The 16,028-nt window shown below is 64.1% G+C and carries 14 protein-coding genes; 7 read left to right on the top strand and 7 right to left on the bottom strand.

Going from position 1 to position 16,028, the window contains the following annotated elements:
- Window positions 1-11: 11 nt before the first annotated feature.
- Window positions 12-1,691: a gamma-glutamyltransferase gene (gene ggt, locus ACVJGD_RS28660; RefSeq protein ID WP_456637380.1), complete on the top strand. Its 1,680-nt coding sequence runs from the start codon at window positions 12-14 to the stop codon at window positions 1,689-1,691.
- A gap of 57 nt (window positions 1,692-1,748) precedes the next feature.
- Here the strand turns inward: ggt and ACVJGD_RS28655 are convergent, their stop codons facing one another.
- Window positions 1,749-3,104 (bottom strand): serine protease, encoded by a 1,356-nt coding sequence (locus tag ACVJGD_RS28655; protein ID WP_456637379.1) that lies wholly within the window; start codon window positions 3,102-3,104, stop codon window positions 1,749-1,751.
- A 227-nt stretch (window positions 3,105-3,331) separates the two neighbouring features.
- Between ACVJGD_RS28655 and ACVJGD_RS28650 the strand changes: the two genes are divergently transcribed.
- A complete protein-coding gene (locus ACVJGD_RS28650) occupies window positions 3,332-4,135 on the top strand; it encodes a HesA/MoeB/ThiF family protein (protein ID WP_456637378.1) in 804 nt (267 codons plus the stop codon).
- A 9-nt stretch (window positions 4,136-4,144) separates the two neighbouring features.
- Here the strand turns inward: ACVJGD_RS28650 and ACVJGD_RS28645 are convergent, their stop codons facing one another.
- A complete protein-coding gene (locus tag ACVJGD_RS28645; protein ID WP_456637377.1) occupies window positions 4,145-5,152 on the bottom strand; it encodes an aldo/keto reductase in 1,008 nt (335 codons plus the stop codon).
- A 116-nt stretch (window positions 5,153-5,268) separates the two neighbouring features.
- Here ACVJGD_RS28645 and ACVJGD_RS28640 point away from each other — a divergent pair, with 116 nt between their 5' ends.
- Window positions 5,269-6,189: a LysR family transcriptional regulator gene (locus ACVJGD_RS28640; protein WP_456637376.1), complete on the top strand. Its 921-nt coding sequence runs from the start codon at window positions 5,269-5,271 to the stop codon at window positions 6,187-6,189.
- Window positions 6,190-6,318: 129 nt separating this feature from the next.
- On the opposite strand, the gene ACVJGD_RS28635 is transcribed toward ACVJGD_RS28640, so the two are convergent.
- Window positions 6,319-8,385, bottom strand: coding sequence for a putative bifunctional diguanylate cyclase/phosphodiesterase (locus tag ACVJGD_RS28635; protein ID WP_456637375.1), 2,067 nt, complete (start codon window positions 8,383-8,385; stop codon window positions 6,319-6,321).
- A gap of 341 nt (window positions 8,386-8,726) precedes the next feature.
- Entirely contained in the window at window positions 8,727-9,728 is a 1,002-nt protein-coding gene (locus ACVJGD_RS28630; protein WP_456637374.1) for a 2-hydroxyacid dehydrogenase, read from the bottom strand.
- Between the two features lie 328 nt (window positions 9,729-10,056).
- Between ACVJGD_RS28630 and ACVJGD_RS28625 the strand changes: the two genes are divergently transcribed.
- The gene (locus ACVJGD_RS28625; protein WP_456637373.1) at window positions 10,057-10,587 is read left to right on the top strand and encodes an SH3 domain-containing protein; all 531 of its coding nucleotides are present in this window, start codon (window positions 10,057-10,059) and stop codon (window positions 10,585-10,587) included.
- 141 nt (window positions 10,588-10,728) lie between these two features.
- Here ACVJGD_RS28625 and irrA read toward each other — a convergent pair whose 3' ends face one another.
- The gene (gene irrA, locus ACVJGD_RS28620) at window positions 10,729-11,217 is read right to left on the bottom strand and encodes an iron response transcriptional regulator IrrA (protein ID WP_456637372.1); all 489 of its coding nucleotides are present in this window, start codon (window positions 11,215-11,217) and stop codon (window positions 10,729-10,731) included.
- A 323-nt stretch (window positions 11,218-11,540) separates the two neighbouring features.
- Between irrA and fabA the strand changes: the two genes are divergently transcribed.
- From fabA to fabI, 3 genes are all read left to right on the top strand, one after another.
- A complete protein-coding gene (gene fabA / locus ACVJGD_RS28615) occupies window positions 11,541-12,062 on the top strand; it encodes a 3-hydroxyacyl-[acyl-carrier-protein] dehydratase FabA (protein ID WP_027580962.1) in 522 nt (173 codons plus the stop codon).
- Between the two features lie 43 nt (window positions 12,063-12,105).
- Window positions 12,106-13,329, top strand: a complete 1,224-nt coding sequence (fabB, locus tag ACVJGD_RS28610) for a beta-ketoacyl-ACP synthase I (RefSeq protein WP_456637371.1) — start codon at window positions 12,106-12,108, stop codon at window positions 13,327-13,329.
- A 180-nt stretch (window positions 13,330-13,509) separates the two neighbouring features.
- Window positions 13,510-14,310: an enoyl-ACP reductase FabI gene (gene fabI / locus ACVJGD_RS28605; protein ID WP_456637370.1), complete on the top strand. Its 801-nt coding sequence runs from the start codon at window positions 13,510-13,512 to the stop codon at window positions 14,308-14,310.
- Between the two features lie 99 nt (window positions 14,311-14,409).
- On the opposite strand, the gene ACVJGD_RS28600 is transcribed toward fabI, so the two are convergent.
- Both ACVJGD_RS28600 and ACVJGD_RS28595 read right to left on the bottom strand, forming a co-directional pair.
- Window positions 14,410-15,006, bottom strand: a complete 597-nt coding sequence (locus tag ACVJGD_RS28600) for a glutathione S-transferase family protein (protein WP_456637369.1) — start codon at window positions 15,004-15,006, stop codon at window positions 14,410-14,412.
- A 215-nt stretch (window positions 15,007-15,221) separates the two neighbouring features.
- Complete coding sequence (locus tag ACVJGD_RS28595; RefSeq protein WP_456637368.1) at window positions 15,222-15,956, bottom strand: superoxide dismutase; 735 nt, start codon at window positions 15,954-15,956, stop codon at window positions 15,222-15,224.
- Between the last annotated feature and the right edge of the window lie 72 nt (window positions 15,957-16,028).

Here is a 16,028-nt window from a genome sequence, read left to right as displayed (position 1 = left end):
GGAGCGACGTCATGAGCGGCAATTGGCGCGATCGCGCGGCGACAAGTTTCGAATGCGAGAAGCAGCCGGCCATCTCCAGCCGCGGCATGGTGGTCAGCAATCATCCGCTGGCCTCAAGCGCGGGCGCCGAGATGCTTGCCGCCGGCGGCAACGCCATCGATGCAGCGATCGCGACATTGTTCACGCTGACCGTGGTCGAGCCGATGATGGTCGGCATCATCGGCGGCGGCATGGCGCATATCCGCCTCGCCGACGGCACCCATCGCTTCATCGACGGCCAGAGCACCGTGCCGCTCGCGGTCCGTCCCGATACCTACACGTCGAAGCCAGGGGCGGCACACGACGTGTTCGACACCATCGGCGATGAGAACTGCGTGGGCCCGAAGGCGGTCGCGGTGCCGGGTTCGCTGATGGCCTGGTGCGAGACGCTGCGGCGGTTCGGCACCATGAGCCTTGCCGATGTCATGCAGCCCGCGATCAAGCATGCCGCCCGCGGCTATGCCGTGACGCCTTACTTGCACGAATGCATCCGCGAGAGCGCTGCCGACATGCTGAAGGACAGGCCGATCTCGGCGATCTACCTCCCGAACGGCGAGCCGCTCAAGATCGGCGAACGCGTGGTGCAGGCCGAATACGCGGAAACCCTGCGGCATATCGCCGAGCACGGCGAGGCCGCGCTGTATCAGGGGCCGCTCGGCGATATCCTGGTCGACTATATGGAGAAGAACGGCGGATACATCCGCCGCACAGATCTCGCAGCCTACAGGACCGTCGAGCGCCAGCCGATCCGCGCCGATTATCGCGGCTGGGCCATCCTGGGACCGCCGCCGCCGGCGGCTTCCGGCGTGCACATCGCGGAGATGCTGAACATCCTCGAAGGCTATGACATCGCGCGCCTCGGTTTCGGCACCGCCGAGACGATCCACTATCTTGCCGAGGTGCTGAAGATCGCCTTCGCCGACCGTGCGGCGGCGAGCGGCGATCCCGCTTATGTCAACGTGCCCGTCGAGCGGCTGACGTCGAAAGCCTATGCCGAGGAGCGCCGCCGTGCGATCGATCCCGATCGGGCGCAGGCCTGGGGCGCGGGCGTTGCGCAGCTCGAGGGCGCGCACACCACGCATCTGACGGCGGCGGATGCGTTCGGCAATGTGGTTGCCACCACGCAGACCATCAACAATCTGTTCGGCGCCAAGATCATCGTCCCGGGCCTAGGCGCCATTCCGAACAATTACATGCATCTGTTCGATCCGCGTCCCGGCCATGCACTGTCGCTGGCGGCCGGCAAGCGCGTCACCACCTCGATGTCGCCGATGATGGCGCTGCGCGACGGCAAGCTGAAATACGCGCTGGGCCTGCCCGGGGGAAAACGCATCTTCCCCAGCGCAATGCAGGCGCTGATCAACCTGATCGATCACGGCATGAGCCTGCAGGAAGCGGTGGAGGCGCCGCGCGTGTGGACCGAGGGCAATGCACTCGAAGTCGAACTCGCAATTCCCGAGAGCGTGCGGGACAAACTCGCGAGCCTGGGCCACACGGTCGCGCCGGTCTCCTCGGTCGCCGGCGGCATGAACGCGATCGAGTTTGATGAGGACGGCCGCATGCTGGGTGCCGCCTGCTGGCGCGCCGACGGCACGCCGATTGGAATCGCCGGCGGTCTCGCGCGCGCGGGCGTGAGATTCAGATTGGTGTGAGGCACGTTCGATCTTCTCCCTCTCCCCGCAAGAGCGGGGCGAGGCGGGGAGCGCGCCTTATTTGCGCACGCAGATCACACGGACGACAGCGGCCTTCGCGTCGGACGACGTGCCATTCGCATTCACGCCGTGAGCTTTGAGGAAGCTGCGGACGGTTTCCGCGGGCGCCAGCATCGCCTGCGAGGCAGATGCCGTATTCGCCGGGCCGGCAACGATCACAGGCTTCAGCAAAGCGAGTCCGGCGAACTTGCCGTCTGCATCGAGCGCCGTGGCGCCGGAGAAGCCGATCGCCGGTGCAGGCGTGAGAGTAACGTCGCTGCCGACAGGCGTGGCTGTCGCCTTGGCGCTGCTGACGGCATTGCCGCCGCCCTGGTTCTGCGGATCGGCGATGCCGGTGAGGTCGAGTGTCGGCTTGGCGCCAGTGCCGCCGATATTCAGCGGCTTCAATCCGCGTGCGCCGTAGATGTGCAGCAGCGCGAGATCGTGCTCCTTGTCTTCGGCGATCCGGTCGGCATTGCCGTGGCCGCCAATCGTGATCGCGATGCATTCGTCGGTGACCAGGCGGTCGGTCACGATCGCGCCGTCATCGCTGACAACAACGCCGGTGCCGTATTCCACCGTCTTACGTGGCGGGGGACCCGCGACCTGCGGGCCGGATGGGAACGCGTTGAACGCGCTCGACATCGCGATCACCACCGGTTCGACGGTGTTTTCGGTCGCCTGGTCATAGAGGATGGAGAGGATGCGGACCTCGTCGCCCTTGAACGTGCCGCGGATGTAGAACTTCTTCAGCCCCTGCAGGCCCGACAGCACGAAGAAATCCGGCTTGATGACGGTATAGTCGACGGTCCGCCCCGGCTCCTTCTTCTCGCGCTCGGCAAGTTTTGCGGTGGTCGGGTTCGCCTCCTTGCGCCGCGCCAGCATGACCTGGACCGTCCCCGTCGGCGACGTCCATTTGGCGCCGTCGACGCCGCTTGCGAGCTGCGGAACCAGTTTTGAGGGAATGCCGAGCCGGGCGCCGGTGCCGGGCTCGGTGACGATCCGCCAGCCGACGCTCTCCTGCTTGCGGCGCGCGGTCTCGGCGAGCACGCCGCGCTCCTGCGGATTGAGCACGCCGGTCGGCTTGCCGCCGCGCGATTTCTGGAATTCCTTGATCGCATTGACCATGCGCTCGCTGACATCGCCCGTGATCGCCCCATTATACTGGCCAACCCAGGCGAGATCGGATTGCAGCGTCAGCCGCTCGGCCTGCGTCATCCCGTTTGCCGTTTCTTCCGGCTTCTGCCGCGCGGGGCGGACCGGCACGGTCGCGACCGTCTTCGGCTTGGCGACCCCGGTCGCGGGCGGCGTCGTCTGTGCCTGCGCGGCACCCATTGTCACGATCATCAATGTTGCCGAAAGCATCGATCTCATGACAAATCCGGGAGGTTATTGCGCGGTGGGCCGATTATGCACATCTGCTTGGTCGGCAACAACGGCGTGAGGGTTCACGACTCCGACCTCATCCTGAGGAGGCCGCGTAGCGGCCGTCTCGAAGGATGGGCCACGGGCGAGGTCTGGGCCTCATGGTTCGAGACGCGCGTTCCGCGCTCCTCACCATGAGGGTCCGGTAGGGAGCGCGAGGAAGGACAAGGTCTGCAATGCTGACTGCCGACGAACTCGAACGTTACGCCCGCCATATCGTGCTACGCGAAGTCGGTGGGCCCGGACAGGCGGCGCTGAAGGAAGCTTCGGTGCTGGTGATCGGCGCGGGCGGCCTGGGTGCGCCGGCGCTGATGTATCTGGCGGCGGCCGGCGTCGGCACGCTCGGGGTCGTCGATGACGACACGGTCTCCTTGTCCAATCTGCAGCGCCAAATCATCCATGCGACGCCGGACATCGGCAAACGCAAGGTGGACAGCGCCGCCGAGCAGATTCATGCGCTCAACCCGCATGTCAATTTCGAGCCGCATGCGGTGCGGCTCGACGCGAACAATGTGATGTCGCTGATCGGCGGCTACGATATCGTGCTCGACGGCTCCGACAATTTCGAGACGCGCTACCTTGTCTCCGATGCCTGCTTCCTCGCCGGCAAGCCGCTGATCACAGCCGCGCTCGGCGTGTTCGACGGCTCGCTCACCACGATCCGCGCCCACGAGAAAAACAAGGCCGGTGAGTTCAATCCGACCTATCGCTGCCTGTTTCCGGAGCCTCCGCCGCCCGGCACGGTTCCCGCTTGCGCGGAAGCCGGCGTGATGGGCGCGCTCGCAGGTGTCCTGGGCTCGATGATGGCGCTGGAGGCGATCCGTGAGATCGTCGGCTTCGGCGAGGGCCTGGTCGGGCGCATTTTGATGGTGGATGCGCGCGCGATGCGCTTCGAGACCTTGCGTTACGCGCGCGATCCGGCCAATCCGCTCAATGGCGATGGGCCGGTCATGACTGACCTGAGCGCCCATCGCACCTGATTGCGGCCGTTACGTTGTAGCGGGCTTCTCGCTGTCCAGATGTGCCATCTGCTCGGCGGCATAGCGTGTGCCCGAGGCGACATCCGGCGGGAAGGCTTTTGCCAGCGCCGCAAGATGAGCCTGCGTCAGCGTGACCTTGGTCGCGCCAAGTGCTTCGGTGAGACGGTCGCGGCGACGGGCGCCGACCAGCGGCACGATCTCCTTGCCCTGCGCCGCCACCCAGGCGATTGCGACCTGTGCCGGCGTTGCGCCGATCTCGCTGGCGATTGCGCGCAACGACTCCACGAGCGCGAGATTGGCATCGAGGTTTGCGCCCTGGAAGCGCGGCGTCATCAGCCGGTAGTCCTTGCCGACCTTGCCGCTGTCCTTCGTCCAATGGCCGCTGATCAGGCCGCGGGACAGCACGCCATAGGCGGTGATGCCGATGCCGAGCTCGCGGCAGGTCTTGAGGATGTCACGCTCGATGCCGCGTGCGATCAGCGAATATTCGATCTGGAGATCGACGATCGGGTGCACGGCATGCGCCCGTCGGATCGTGTCCGAGCCGACCTCGGACAGGCCGATATGCCTGATGTGGCCGGCCTTCACGATCTCGGCGATGCCGCCGATCGTCTCTTCGATGGGAACGTTGGGATCGAGACGCGCGGGTCGGTAGATGTCGATGTAGTCGGTGCCGAGCCGCTGCAGCGAATAGGCAAGAAAATTCTTGATCGCGGCGGGACGGCAATCCAACCCTGCGAATTCGCCGCCGGGACCGCGCAGCGCACCGAACTTCACGCTGATCTGCACTTTGTCGCGCGGGCAATCCTTCAGCGCTTCGCGGACCAGCATTTCATTGTGGCCCATGGCATAGAAGTCGCCGGTGTCGAGCAGCGTGATTCCGGCATCGAGTGCCGCATGGATCGTGGCGATGCTCTCGCCGCGATCGGCCGGTCCATAGACCTCCGACATGCCCATGCAGCCGAGACCAAGGGCGGAAACGGTGGGGCCGGTTGAACCGAGTTTGCGTTGTTCCATGTTGGCTTTCCTCGAAAAGGCGGCTGATGGCGCCGCGTGACGAGGGAGGATATGCGTCCTTTCCATTACGCCGAGAAGCTGGACAATCGAGAATAGCTTGTTCATCCTGTCGAACAATGGCGGACCCTGACCTGCACGACCTCGACGCTTTCGTGGCGATCGCCCGCACCCGTAATTTTCGGCGCGCGGCGCGGGAAATTCGCGTGTCGGCGTCAAGCCTTAGCCAGCGTCTAAAGGATCTGGAGGATCGCCTTGGCGTCCGCTTGATGAACCGCACCACCCGCAGCGTCGCGCTGACCGAGGCAGGCGAGCTGCTGCTGTCGCGCGTCGCGCCCGCGCTCCGCGATGTCAGCGATGCTCTCGAGCAGGTGCGGGGCCTGCGCGAGGTTGCGTCGGGCCGCCTGCGCATCAACGCGCCGCCGCCGGCGGTCGACCTCGTGCTGGCGCCGATGGTCGGGCCGTTCCTGGAGGCCCATCCGCAGGTCGACCTCGATATCGTCTCCGAAAGCGGTTTCGTCGATATCGTCAGCGGGGGCTTCGATGCCGGCGTGCGCTATGGCGAGCATCTCGCGCAGGACATGGTGGCGATTTCGCTGAGCGGCCCGCAGAGCTACGTCGTCGTGGCATCGCCTGCTTATGTCGCGCGCCGCGGCAGGCCGAGCCATCCGAAGGACCTGCTCGAGCACGATTGCATCCGCGCGCGCTACAGCAGCGGCGTCATGCACGGTTGGGAATTTGAGAAGCGCGGCCAGCTCTTGAAGGTCGATCCGCCCGCAAAGCTGATCTCGACCAATATGGGCCTTGCCATGCGCGCTGCGCTCGACGGCGCAGGTATTTGGGCAACGCTCGATGGCTACGTAAGTGAAGCCCTGAAGTCCGGGGCACTGGTCAGCTTGCTGGAAGATTGGTGCGAGCCGTTCCCCGGCCCGTTCTTGTACTATCCGAGCCGGCGTCAGGTGCCGCCCGCGCTTGCCGCCTTCGTGGCGTTCGTCGCCGACTGGCGCAAGCGTGAGAAAAGGGGTGGTGGTACGGCTTGAGTTATCTCCTTTAGAGGAAGCCGCAACTGCTCGGTCACACCTTGCGCCAGTGACCGGCCTTCGCGGGTGAGCGCGTGGTTTCCATCAGACGCATTGCGGCCATCCTCGCGCACCGACGGGCCTGTTCCGTCACGCCAGACGCCCGACCAGATCAACGTTCGGCAAGTGGAGCGCGTAGCTCTTCCCGGGAGCAGACTGGAAGATCTGATCGCACGGCTTGGGCCGACCGAGCAGGTAACCCTGCGCTTCATCGCAGCCCTCATGGCGAAGGATGGCAAGCTGGTCCATCGTTTCAACACCCTCGGCCAGTATCGGAATGTTGAGGCTCTTGCCAAGCGCAAGGACGGCGCGGACGATCGCCTTGGACTGCGGGCTCTGTTCCACCTCGGTCATGAATGAGCGGTCGAGCTTGATCCTGTCAAACGGAAACGACCGCAGGGTGTCGAGCGACGAATAGCCGGTCCCGAAATCGTCAAGTGCGATGGTGACGCCAAGCGCTCTGATCTGGCGCAAGGTGTGCAGTGTGCGGGCCTTGTCGGTAATGATCGCCGTTTCAGTGATCTCCAGTTCCAGCCGGGCCGGCGGCAGACCGGTCTCGAGGAGGATCTGGTGCACCAGGCGGGGCAGCTTGGAATGGGCGAACTGCACCGGGGACAGATTGACCGCGATCTTGTGCGGGTTCTGCCACAGGGCCGCCTGTGCGCAGGCCTCGCGCATGACCCATTCGCCGATCGCAAGAATCGTACCGTTTTCTTCCGCGATGGGGATGAACTCTATCGGCGGGATCATGCCGCGCTCGGGATGGCGCCAGCGCAGCAATACCTCGTAGCCGCACACCTCGCCCGTCGCGACGGAGGTCTGCACCTGGTAGTGGAGTTCAAGCTGTCCTCGCTCCACGGCATATCGCAAGTCACTGGCGAGGCCGCGGCGCTCGCGCGCCATCTCATCCAGATGGTGCTCGTAGAAGCATACCGCCTGCGTGAGGTCGGCCTTGGCACGATACATGGCAAGGTCGGCATTGCTAACCAGAGCTTCGGGAGTGCGGCCATCCTCCGGAAAAACAGCGACGCCGATGCTGGCGCCCGAAGCCGTCCTGAAATCATCGATCTCAATCGGTTCAAAGAGCGCCGCTTCCAGCCGCGCGACAAAGTCGAGCAACTCGTTCTGCCCGTCAAATCGCTTGATGGCGCTGAACTCGTCGCCGCCGACCCGAGCCACGAATTCTCCGCCCACGAGCATGTGCTTGAGTCGGCTCGCGACGATCTTCAGTGCTTGATCGCCGGCGCCGTGTCCCCTGAGATCATTGATTTCCTTAAAGCGATCGAGGTCGATGCCGATGACGGCAATCCTGGTGCGTTGTTCCGTCGCCTTCGCCAACTCGACACCGAGCCGGTCAGCGAAGCTTGCGCGGTTGGGCAGGCCGGTGAGTGCATCGTTGAGCGCCATGTGCCGTAGCTGCCGAATATTTTCAGTGCGCGACTGAACGTCCACCAGGTAGCTCGCGACGCCCGTGCCAACGATAATGAGCGAGACGCCGGCAATCGCCACGGCCATGGTCTGGAACACGGCCGGGTTGGCCGACGTCGGGCCCGACGACAGCGGGAAGACCGTGACGGCAGCCATCGCGGTGAAGTGCAGTGACACTATTGCAAGCACGAGAAGACCGACGGCCCAATAGGTCGACCGGGGGAGGGACCGTCGCGCGGCCACGCGCACGGCGAATGCGCTGAGAGCGACTGAGAGCGTCACCGAGGCGGCGACATAGCCGGCATCCCACTGGACGATGCCCTCGACGTGATAAGCGGCCATTCCGGTATAGTGCATGGCCGAAATAGCAAGGCCGACCACCGCTCCGCCGAATTCCGGCGTGAACTTGGCCGTGCTGCTGGATGCGAGTGCGAAGCCCAGCCCCAGCCCCGCGATGGCGATGACCAGCGACGCGACCGTGAGCAGAGGGTCGAACGCGACTGCCACTCTCGGCTCGTAGGCGAGCATGGCTACGAAGTGCGTACACCAGACCGACGCGCCCGCGGCTACTCCAGTCTGGAAATTCCAGCCCTGGCGCTGCATCCCTGTGCTTTTCACCGCACGCTCAAAAAGCCCGAACGTGATCCAGCAACCGCAGACGCAGACGACCGCCGCAAGTAGGACCAACCGCAAATCATGTTCGGTAAAGAGGCAGGATACAACGCGCATGACCGCAATCTCTGAACAAAATAAATGCTGGCAATACGAGGCTATGCTGCATTTTCCGAGCGAATTGTCTGAAAGGAAGCATAACGATCACTTACCCGAGCGGGCCGGAATCGGATCAACCGCAAGGAAGGGTTAACGGCTTGTGGCCGTCTCGTTCAGGCACCTGGCGCCCGCAGGCGATGGGGAGGCCGTTCGGCGCAGGGATATCCTTACTTGCCACCCATCTCTGAAGCCGAGGTCGAGGCATTCGTCGGCGGATACGCCGGACCGAGGGAAATTCCCGTCATGCGATTCGCGTTTGTTACGCGGGATGGCCGCTTCACACCTTTCCGGATCATGCGCTAAAGCATGCTCGGCAGCACGCGGTCCGGCGGCTTGTGGTTGTCGAGGAAGGTGCGGATGTTGATGATCACCTTCTCGCCCATCTCGACGCGGCCCTCGATGGTGGCCGAGCCCATATGCGGCAGCAGCGTCACCTTGCCGGCCTTGGCGAGCCGCACCAGCTTCGGATTGACCGCGGGCTCGTGCTCATAGACGTCGAGGCCGGCACCGCCGATCTCACCGGCTTCGATCAGCTTGATCAGCGTGTCCTCGTCGATCACCTCGCCGCGCGCGGTGTTGACGATATAGGCGTCCTTGCGGATCAGCTTCAGCCGCCGCGCGGACAGCAGGTGGAAGGTCGCAGGCGTATGCGGACAGTTCACCGAGAGGATGTCCATCCGCGCCAGCATCTGGTCGAGGCTTTCCCAATAGGTGGCGCCAAGTTCGTCGGCGATGCGCGGCGCCACCGGGCGGCGGTTGTGATAATGGATCTGCAGGCCGAAGGCGCGGGCGCGGCGCGCCACCGCCTGGCCGATGCGGCCCATGCCGATGATGCCGAGCCTTTTTCCGCCGATGCGATGGCCGAGCATCCAGGTCGGCGACCAGCCCGGCCAGTTCTTGCCCTCGGTCAGGATCGAGGCGCCCTCGATCATCCGTCGGGGCACCGCGAGGATCAGCGCCATGGTCATGTCGGCGGTATCTTCGGTCAGCACCTTCGGCGTGTTGGTCACGGTGATGCCGCGCGCATGCGCCGCCGCGACGTCGATATTGTCGACGCCGTTGCCGAAATTGGCGATCAGCCGCAGCTTGGATTCGCTCTGGTTGAGCACGTCCTCGCGGATCAGGTCGGTGACGGTCGGCACCAGCACATCAGCAGTGCGCACGGCTTCCGCGATCTGCTCGGTCGTCATCGGCGTGTCGTCGAGATTGAGCCTCGCGTCGAACAATTCGCGCATCCGGGTCTCGATCGAATCCGGCAGCTTGCGGGTGACGACGACGAGAGGCTTCTTCTTAACCGACATGTCCTGCTCTCATGAGGCTTCGGCCCGTCAAAGGCTTCGCCGTTCAGGCCTCATTAACCCGGTTGTTCGAAACTGCGGTTGCTGCGCGGTCCCGGCGTTTCCTTCACGTTTCCCTGGGTTCCCCGATACTTGCCTCGGGTTTCCAAGGAAAGTCGGGCGTTCTGGTTCTTAACGTTCAGTCCTCTCTAGCAGAAGACCGGGCCAACACAAGAACCCCTCGGCAAGACGGGCCGGGGCATTGACGCGCGGCACAGGGGTCTGGGGTTCTGGGCGCTTAAGGGTTCAGCTCGCAGAATTTGAGTTGGCGTTCTCGGCAGGAGACGAGTTGATGGCGTTGGGGCGGTTGAGTTGGTTGGCGATGCTGGTCGGGTGCATGCTCGGCACTTCGGTATCCCCAGGGCATTCGGCCAAGGATGCGACCCCGACCACCAGCGGCCTGCCGATACCGCGCTATGTCAGCCTCAAATCCGATCATGTGAATGTCCGCGCCGGCCCGACCAAGGACAATGACGTCGCCTGGGTCTACACCCGCTCCGGCCTGCCGGTCGAAATCACCGCCGAGTTCGAGAACTGGCGCCGGGTGCGCGATTCCGAAGGCGCCGAAGGCTGGGTGTATCATTCGCTGCTGTCGGGCCGCCGCACTGCGGTCGTCACGATGAAGCACAAGGACGATCTGGCGGCGCTCTACGATCGCCCGGACGCGGCCAGCGCGGTGGCGGCCCGGCTGCAGGCCGGTGTCATCGCGCAGGTGAAGAAATGCGCCAATAGCTGGTGCCGTGTCACCGGCAACGGCTTCGACGGCTGGATCGAGCAGCAGCAGCGCCTGTGGGGCGTCTACGCCGACGAGAAGGTGAATTAGCTAAATTCCGGCGATGATCCTGTAGGGTGGGCAAAGCGAAGCGTGCCCACCATCGAGAGCACAGGCGATTAATGGTGGGCACGGCGCAAGAGCGCCTTTGCCCACCCTACGAAATTCCGATTTGTGTCGGGGCGACAGAAATCAGCGCCTTTTGCGCAACCGCACTACCATGTCGATGCGCGCGATCTCGTAGCCTTCCGGGATATCCGGCATCTTCGAGAGCACCAGATGCGGGTCGGGAATGTCGACCAGCTCGTGGTTGTTCTCGAGATAGAAATGGTGGTGCGCGGTGACGTTGGTGTCGAAATAGGTCTTGGTGCCGTCGACGCTGACCTGACGGAGCAGGCCGGCATCGGTGAGCTGGTTCAGCGTGTTGTAAACAGTGGCCAGCGATACCGGGACCTTGGCTAGCGTCGCCTCCTCGTAAAGCATTTCTGCGGTGAGGTGACGGGCGCCCTTGCCGAACAGGAGCCAGCCCAACGCCATGCGCTGACGGGTCGGCCGAAGGCCTGCCGCCTGCAGCATTTCATTGACGTCATGCCATGGGCAGCCGGTCAGCGCCGGCTGATGACCGGGGCTGCGGGCGACCTGACCAGCGTCATCGCTCACATGCGGAACTTCGTCGCTCATATGCACTCTAGCTACCTAAACTCGGGCAATTCCACGTGACTATAAGAAGGAAATCCTTCAGATGCAAGTTTCTCGCAACTGGGGGCCGCCCGTGGCATCCAGGCGGAACCCTCTGGGGATGCAGCAATTTAACCCATTCCGGCACTTTGCCGCGCCTTCCCGCCTATGTTAGAGAGCGCGCGGACCACATATGCGAAATCGGTAGAGACGATGCCGTTCGCGCCCAAGGTAGCGCCGGGTTGCGGGAAATCTTCTCCCGCCGGGGAAACGGTCCGGTTCGTTCGAGAGCGCTTCACCGGGACATTGAGGAGAGTGGAAAGAGGATGCTGGAGCGGCGCAGCGGTTATGAATACGAGGATCTGCTGGCGTGCGGCAGGGGCGAGATGTTTGGTCCCGGCAATGCCCAGTTGCCGTTGCCGCCGATGCTGATGTTCGACCGCATCAGCGAGATTTCCGAGACCGGCGGCGAGTTCGGCAAGGGACTGGTGCGCGCCGAGCTCGATGTGAAGCCGGATCTCTGGTTCTTCGGCTGCCACTTCAAGAACGATCCGGTCATGCCCGGCTGCCTTGGCCTGGATGCGATGTGGCAGATGGTCGGTTTTTACCTTGGCTGGATCGGCGGCGAGGGACGCGGCCGGGCGCTCGGGCTTGGCGAACTGAAATTCGGCGGCCAAGTGCTGCCGAACGTGCGCAAGGTTGTGTACAACGTCGACATCAAGCGCGTGATGCGCTCGAGGCTGGTGCTCGGCATTGCCGATGGCTGGCTTTCCATGGACGGCGAGATTATTTATCGCGCGAAGGATTTGAAGGTTGGGCTGTTCAAGCAGGGCACGGCCCCGGCGTGACCGAAACCGTCACACAGAAAACTAACGGCAGGGCGAGGCGATCATGAGGCGGGTTGTCATCACCGGGATGGGCATTGTCTCGTCCATCGGAAACAACACCCAGGAAGTGCTTGCGAGCCTTCACGAGGCAAAGTCCGGCATTACCCGCGCGGAGAAATATGCCGAGCTTGGCTTCCGTTCGCAGGTGCAAGGTGCCCCGACGCTCAATCCGGCCGAGGTGATCGATCGCCGCGCGATGCGGTTTCTGGCCGACGGCGCGGCGTGGAATCACGTGGCGATGGAGCAGGCGATCCGCGATGCCGGGCTGGAGGCGGGCGAAGTCTCCAACGAGCGCACCGGAATCATCATGGGTTCGGGCGGGCCGTCGACGCGCACGCTGGTGGAGGCCGCCGACATCGCGCGCACCAAGGGCCCGAAGCGGGTCGGTCCGTTCGCCGTTCCCAAGGGCATGTCGTCGACCGCGTCCGCGACGCTTGCGACCTGGTTCAAGATCAAGGGCGTGAACTATTCGATCTCCTCGGCCTGCGCGACGTCGAACCACTGCATCGGCAATGCCTCCGAGATCATCCAGATGGGCAAGCAGGACGTGATCTTCGCCGGCGGCTGCGAGGAGCTCGACTGGACGCTGTCGGTGCTGTTCGATGCCATGGGCGCCATGTCGTCGAAATATAACGACACGCCGGCCACCGCCTCGCGTCCCTACGACATCAACCGCGACGGCTTCGTCATCGCCGGCGGCGCCGGCGTCGTGGTGCTGGAAGAGCTGGAGCACGCCAAGGCGCGCGGCGCACGCATCTATGCCGAGATCGTCGGCTATGGCGCGACCTCCGACGGCTACGACATGGTGGCGCCCTCGGGCGAAGGCGCCGAGCGCTGCATGCGCATGGCCTTGTCGACGGTGAAGACGCCGATCGACTACATCAATCCACACGCGACCTCGACGCCGGCCGGCGATCCGCCGGAGATCGAGGCGATCCGAAAGGTGTTCGGCACCGGCGAGAAATGCCCGCCGATATCGGCGACTAAGGCGCTGACCGGCCATTCGCTCGGCGCCACCGGCGTGCAGGAGGCGATCTATTCGCTCTTGATGATGAACAACGGCTTCATCTGCGAGAGCGCGCATATCACCGAGCTCGATCCTGTTTTCGCCGACATGCCGATCGTGCGCAAGCGCATCGACCATGCGAAGCTCGGCACCGTGTTGTCGAATTCGTTCGGCTTCGGCGGCACCAACGCGACGCTGGTGTTCAAGCGGCTGGATGCGTAGTTTTCCTTTGCCCGTCATGCCCCGCGAAGGCGGGGCATCCAGTATGCCGCAGCCTCTCGGTCGGTCACTCGCGTATTCGGAGTACTGGATCACCCGGCGGAGCCTGTCATCGGGCGGCGCTCAGCGCCGACCCGGTGGCGGGTGATGACGCAGCAGCGAGTCAATAGGAGCGGACGGGCAATGCAGGACCTGATGAAAGGCAAGCGCGGACTGATCATGGGCGTCGCCAATGATCACTCGATCGCCTGGGGCATCGCCAAGGCGCTCCATGCGCAGGGCGCCGAGCTCGCCTTCACCTACCAGGGTGAGGCGCTCGGCAAGCGCGTCAAGCCGCTGGCGCAGTCGCTCGGTGTTGATACGGTGCTGCCCTGCGATGTCGAGGATCTCGCAAGTGTCGATGCAGTGTTCTCGGCCCTGCGCGAGAAATGGGGCCAGCTCGATTTCCTCGTCCACGCCGTTGCCTTCTCCGACAAGAACGAGCTGAAGGGCCGCTATGCGGACACCACGCGCGAGAATTTTTCGCGCACCATGCTGATCTCCTGCTTCTCCTTCACCGAGCTCGCCAAGCGCGCCGCGGAGCTGATGCCGGAGACTGGCGGCTCGATGATCACGCTGACCTTCGGCGGCTCGATGCGCGTGATGCCAAATTACAACGTGATGGGGGTTGCGAAGGCGGCGCTGGAAGCCTCCGTGCGCTACCTCGCCGCTGATTTCGGCCCGCGCGCCATCCGCATCAATGCGATTTCGGCGGGACCGGTGCGCACGCTTGCCGGCTCCGGCATCGGCGACGCCCGCGCGATGTTCGCGTTCCAGCAGAAGCATTCGCCGCTCGGCCGCGGCGTGACGCTCGATGAGCTCGGCGGTTCCGCGCTCTATCTGTTGTCCGATCTCTCAGGCGGCGTCACCGGCGAAATCCACTACGTCGATTCCGGCTACAACGTGATCTCGATGCCGCGGCCAGAAAACCTGAAGGCGGAGTAGATTTTCTCTTAGGGTGGGCAAAGCGAAGCGTGCCCACCATCACGAGTGGGATGTAGATGGTGGGCACGCTGCGCTTTGCCCACCCTACAAGCGCTACGTTCATCCCGCCGTCATCTGCTCCGCGCGCTGGAACGCGGGGCGCGCAGCACAGCGCGCGATATAGGCCTCGAACGACGGCCGCGACGGCACCATCTTGAACAGCCGCACTGCATAGTTCAGGCCGGAGCCGACCACGATGTCGGCGGCGGAAAAATCCTCGCCGAGAATCCACGGCCCCTTCTGCAGCTCGGCATCGAGCACGTCGAACACTTGCGTTGCGGTGCCCCACGCCGCTGTGCTGGCGGGCACCTCGAGCTTGGTGAAGATCTGGATCAGCGCCGGCTCGATGCAGCTCGGCGCGAAGAACAGCCACTGCAGATATCGTCCCCGCTTCGGATCGGTGAGCGCAGGTGCGAGCTTCTTCTCCGGATAGCGATCCGCAATATAGGCGCAAATCGCAGCCGCCTCGCCGAGCGCGACGTCGCCGTCCTTCAGCGCGGGCACCTTGCCCATCGGGTTGACCTTCAGGAACTCCGGCGCCTTCTGCGCGCCGGTCGAGATGTCGGTCAGCACGCGCTCATAGGGCAGCCCGGTTTCTTCCATCAGCCACAGGCAGGTGAACGAGCGCGAACGAGGCGACCAATAGAGCTGGATCATGGAGCTGAACCCTTTCGTTGGCGGAGGGCTCGTTCTTCGCCCGGAAAGTCCGGATTTGGCAATCTACAACCCTTGGGAGCAGCGAAGCGGTACGGGCCGACATCTGGGTCAAGCCTATTCATGTGCATCATGCTGAGCGCTGCAGATCACGGGAGACCGCGCAAAAACGACCGGGCTTGCGGCCCGGCCGTTTGGCAGCGTCCCATGTGCGTTGATCACACGCCGAGCGTGCCGGCCTTTGCGGCGGCGTAGCGGTCGCCGATCGCCTTCCAGTTCACGGTGTTCCACCAGGCCTGCAGATAGTCGGGGCGGCGATTCTGGTAATGCAGATAATAGGCGTGCTCCCACACGTCGTTGCCGAACAGCACGCGCTTGCCGTCCATCAACGGGCTGTCCTGGTTCGGACGGGTCTCGAGCGCGAGCTTGCCGTCCTTGGTCACCGTGACGAACACCCAGCCCGAACCGAATACGCGTCCGCCGGCCGCGTTGAAGTCGGTCCGCAGTTTCTCCAGGCCGCCGAGGTCGCGGTCGATGGCGGCGAGCACCTCGCCCTCCGGCTTGCCGCCATTCGGGCCCATGATCTGCCAGAACATGGTGTGGTTGGCGTGGCCGCCGAGATTGTTGCGGACGCCGGTACGGACCGCCTCCGGCACATCGCCGAGCTTGGCGAGCACATCCGGGATCGGCTTGTCGGCGATCTGCGGATGATCCTTGGCGATCGCGTTGACGTTGTTCACATAGGCCTGGTGATGCTTGTCATGATGGATCTGCATCGTCAGCGCATCGATATGCGGCTCCAGCGCATTGGCGGGATACGCCAGCGGATCCACCTTAAACGGACCGGCAGGCGGCTGGGCCGAGGCTTGCGCGAACACCATTCGCGGCGAAGCGGCTGCGGCGACGAGACCGGTTGCGGCCATCATCAGGCGGCGGCGGGACAGGAATGACATCGTGACCTCCGGGCTTAAGGAAAGCATGGTGTCCTATTGTAGGCGCAGGACGTGAAGCGGTTCCGACAAAAC

Source organism: Bradyrhizobium sp. USDA 10063 (assembly GCF_054063735.1).
Note: the sequence above shows the minus strand (reverse complement) of the source record. Positions and strands in the feature narration are given on the sequence as shown.

Bases quoted from the DNA above. Each gene is read 5' to 3' on its own strand.
- ggt (WP_456637380.1), top strand. From the start codon at position 12: ATGAGCGGCAATTGGCGCGATCGCGCGGCGACAAGTTTCGAATGCGAG.
- ACVJGD_RS28655 (WP_456637379.1), bottom strand. From the start codon at position 3,104: ATGAGATCGATGCTTTCGGCAACATTGATGATCGTGACAATGGGTGCC.
- ACVJGD_RS28650 (WP_456637378.1), top strand. From the start codon at position 3,332: ATGCTGACTGCCGACGAACTCGAACGTTACGCCCGCCATATCGTGCTA.
- ACVJGD_RS28645 (WP_456637377.1), bottom strand. From the start codon at position 5,152: ATGGAACAACGCAAACTCGGTTCAACCGGCCCCACCGTTTCCGCCCTT.
- ACVJGD_RS28640 (WP_456637376.1), top strand. From the start codon at position 5,269: ATGGCGGACCCTGACCTGCACGACCTCGACGCTTTCGTGGCGATCGCC.
- ACVJGD_RS28635 (WP_456637375.1), bottom strand. From the start codon at position 8,385: ATGCGCGTTGTATCCTGCCTCTTTACCGAACATGATTTGCGGTTGGTC.
- ACVJGD_RS28630 (WP_456637374.1), bottom strand. From the start codon at position 9,728: ATGTCGGTTAAGAAGAAGCCTCTCGTCGTCGTCACCCGCAAGCTGCCG.
- ACVJGD_RS28625 (WP_456637373.1), top strand. From the start codon at position 10,057: ATGGCGTTGGGGCGGTTGAGTTGGTTGGCGATGCTGGTCGGGTGCATG.
- irrA (WP_456637372.1), bottom strand. From the start codon at position 11,217: ATGAGCGACGAAGTTCCGCATGTGAGCGATGACGCTGGTCAGGTCGCC.
- fabA (WP_027580962.1), top strand. From the start codon at position 11,541: ATGCTGGAGCGGCGCAGCGGTTATGAATACGAGGATCTGCTGGCGTGC.
- fabB (WP_456637371.1), top strand. From the start codon at position 12,106: ATGAGGCGGGTTGTCATCACCGGGATGGGCATTGTCTCGTCCATCGGA.
- fabI (WP_456637370.1), top strand. From the start codon at position 13,510: ATGCAGGACCTGATGAAAGGCAAGCGCGGACTGATCATGGGCGTCGCC.
- ACVJGD_RS28600 (WP_456637369.1), bottom strand. From the start codon at position 15,006: ATGATCCAGCTCTATTGGTCGCCTCGTTCGCGCTCGTTCACCTGCCTG.
- ACVJGD_RS28595 (WP_456637368.1), bottom strand. From the start codon at position 15,956: ATGTCATTCCTGTCCCGCCGCCGCCTGATGATGGCCGCAACCGGTCTC.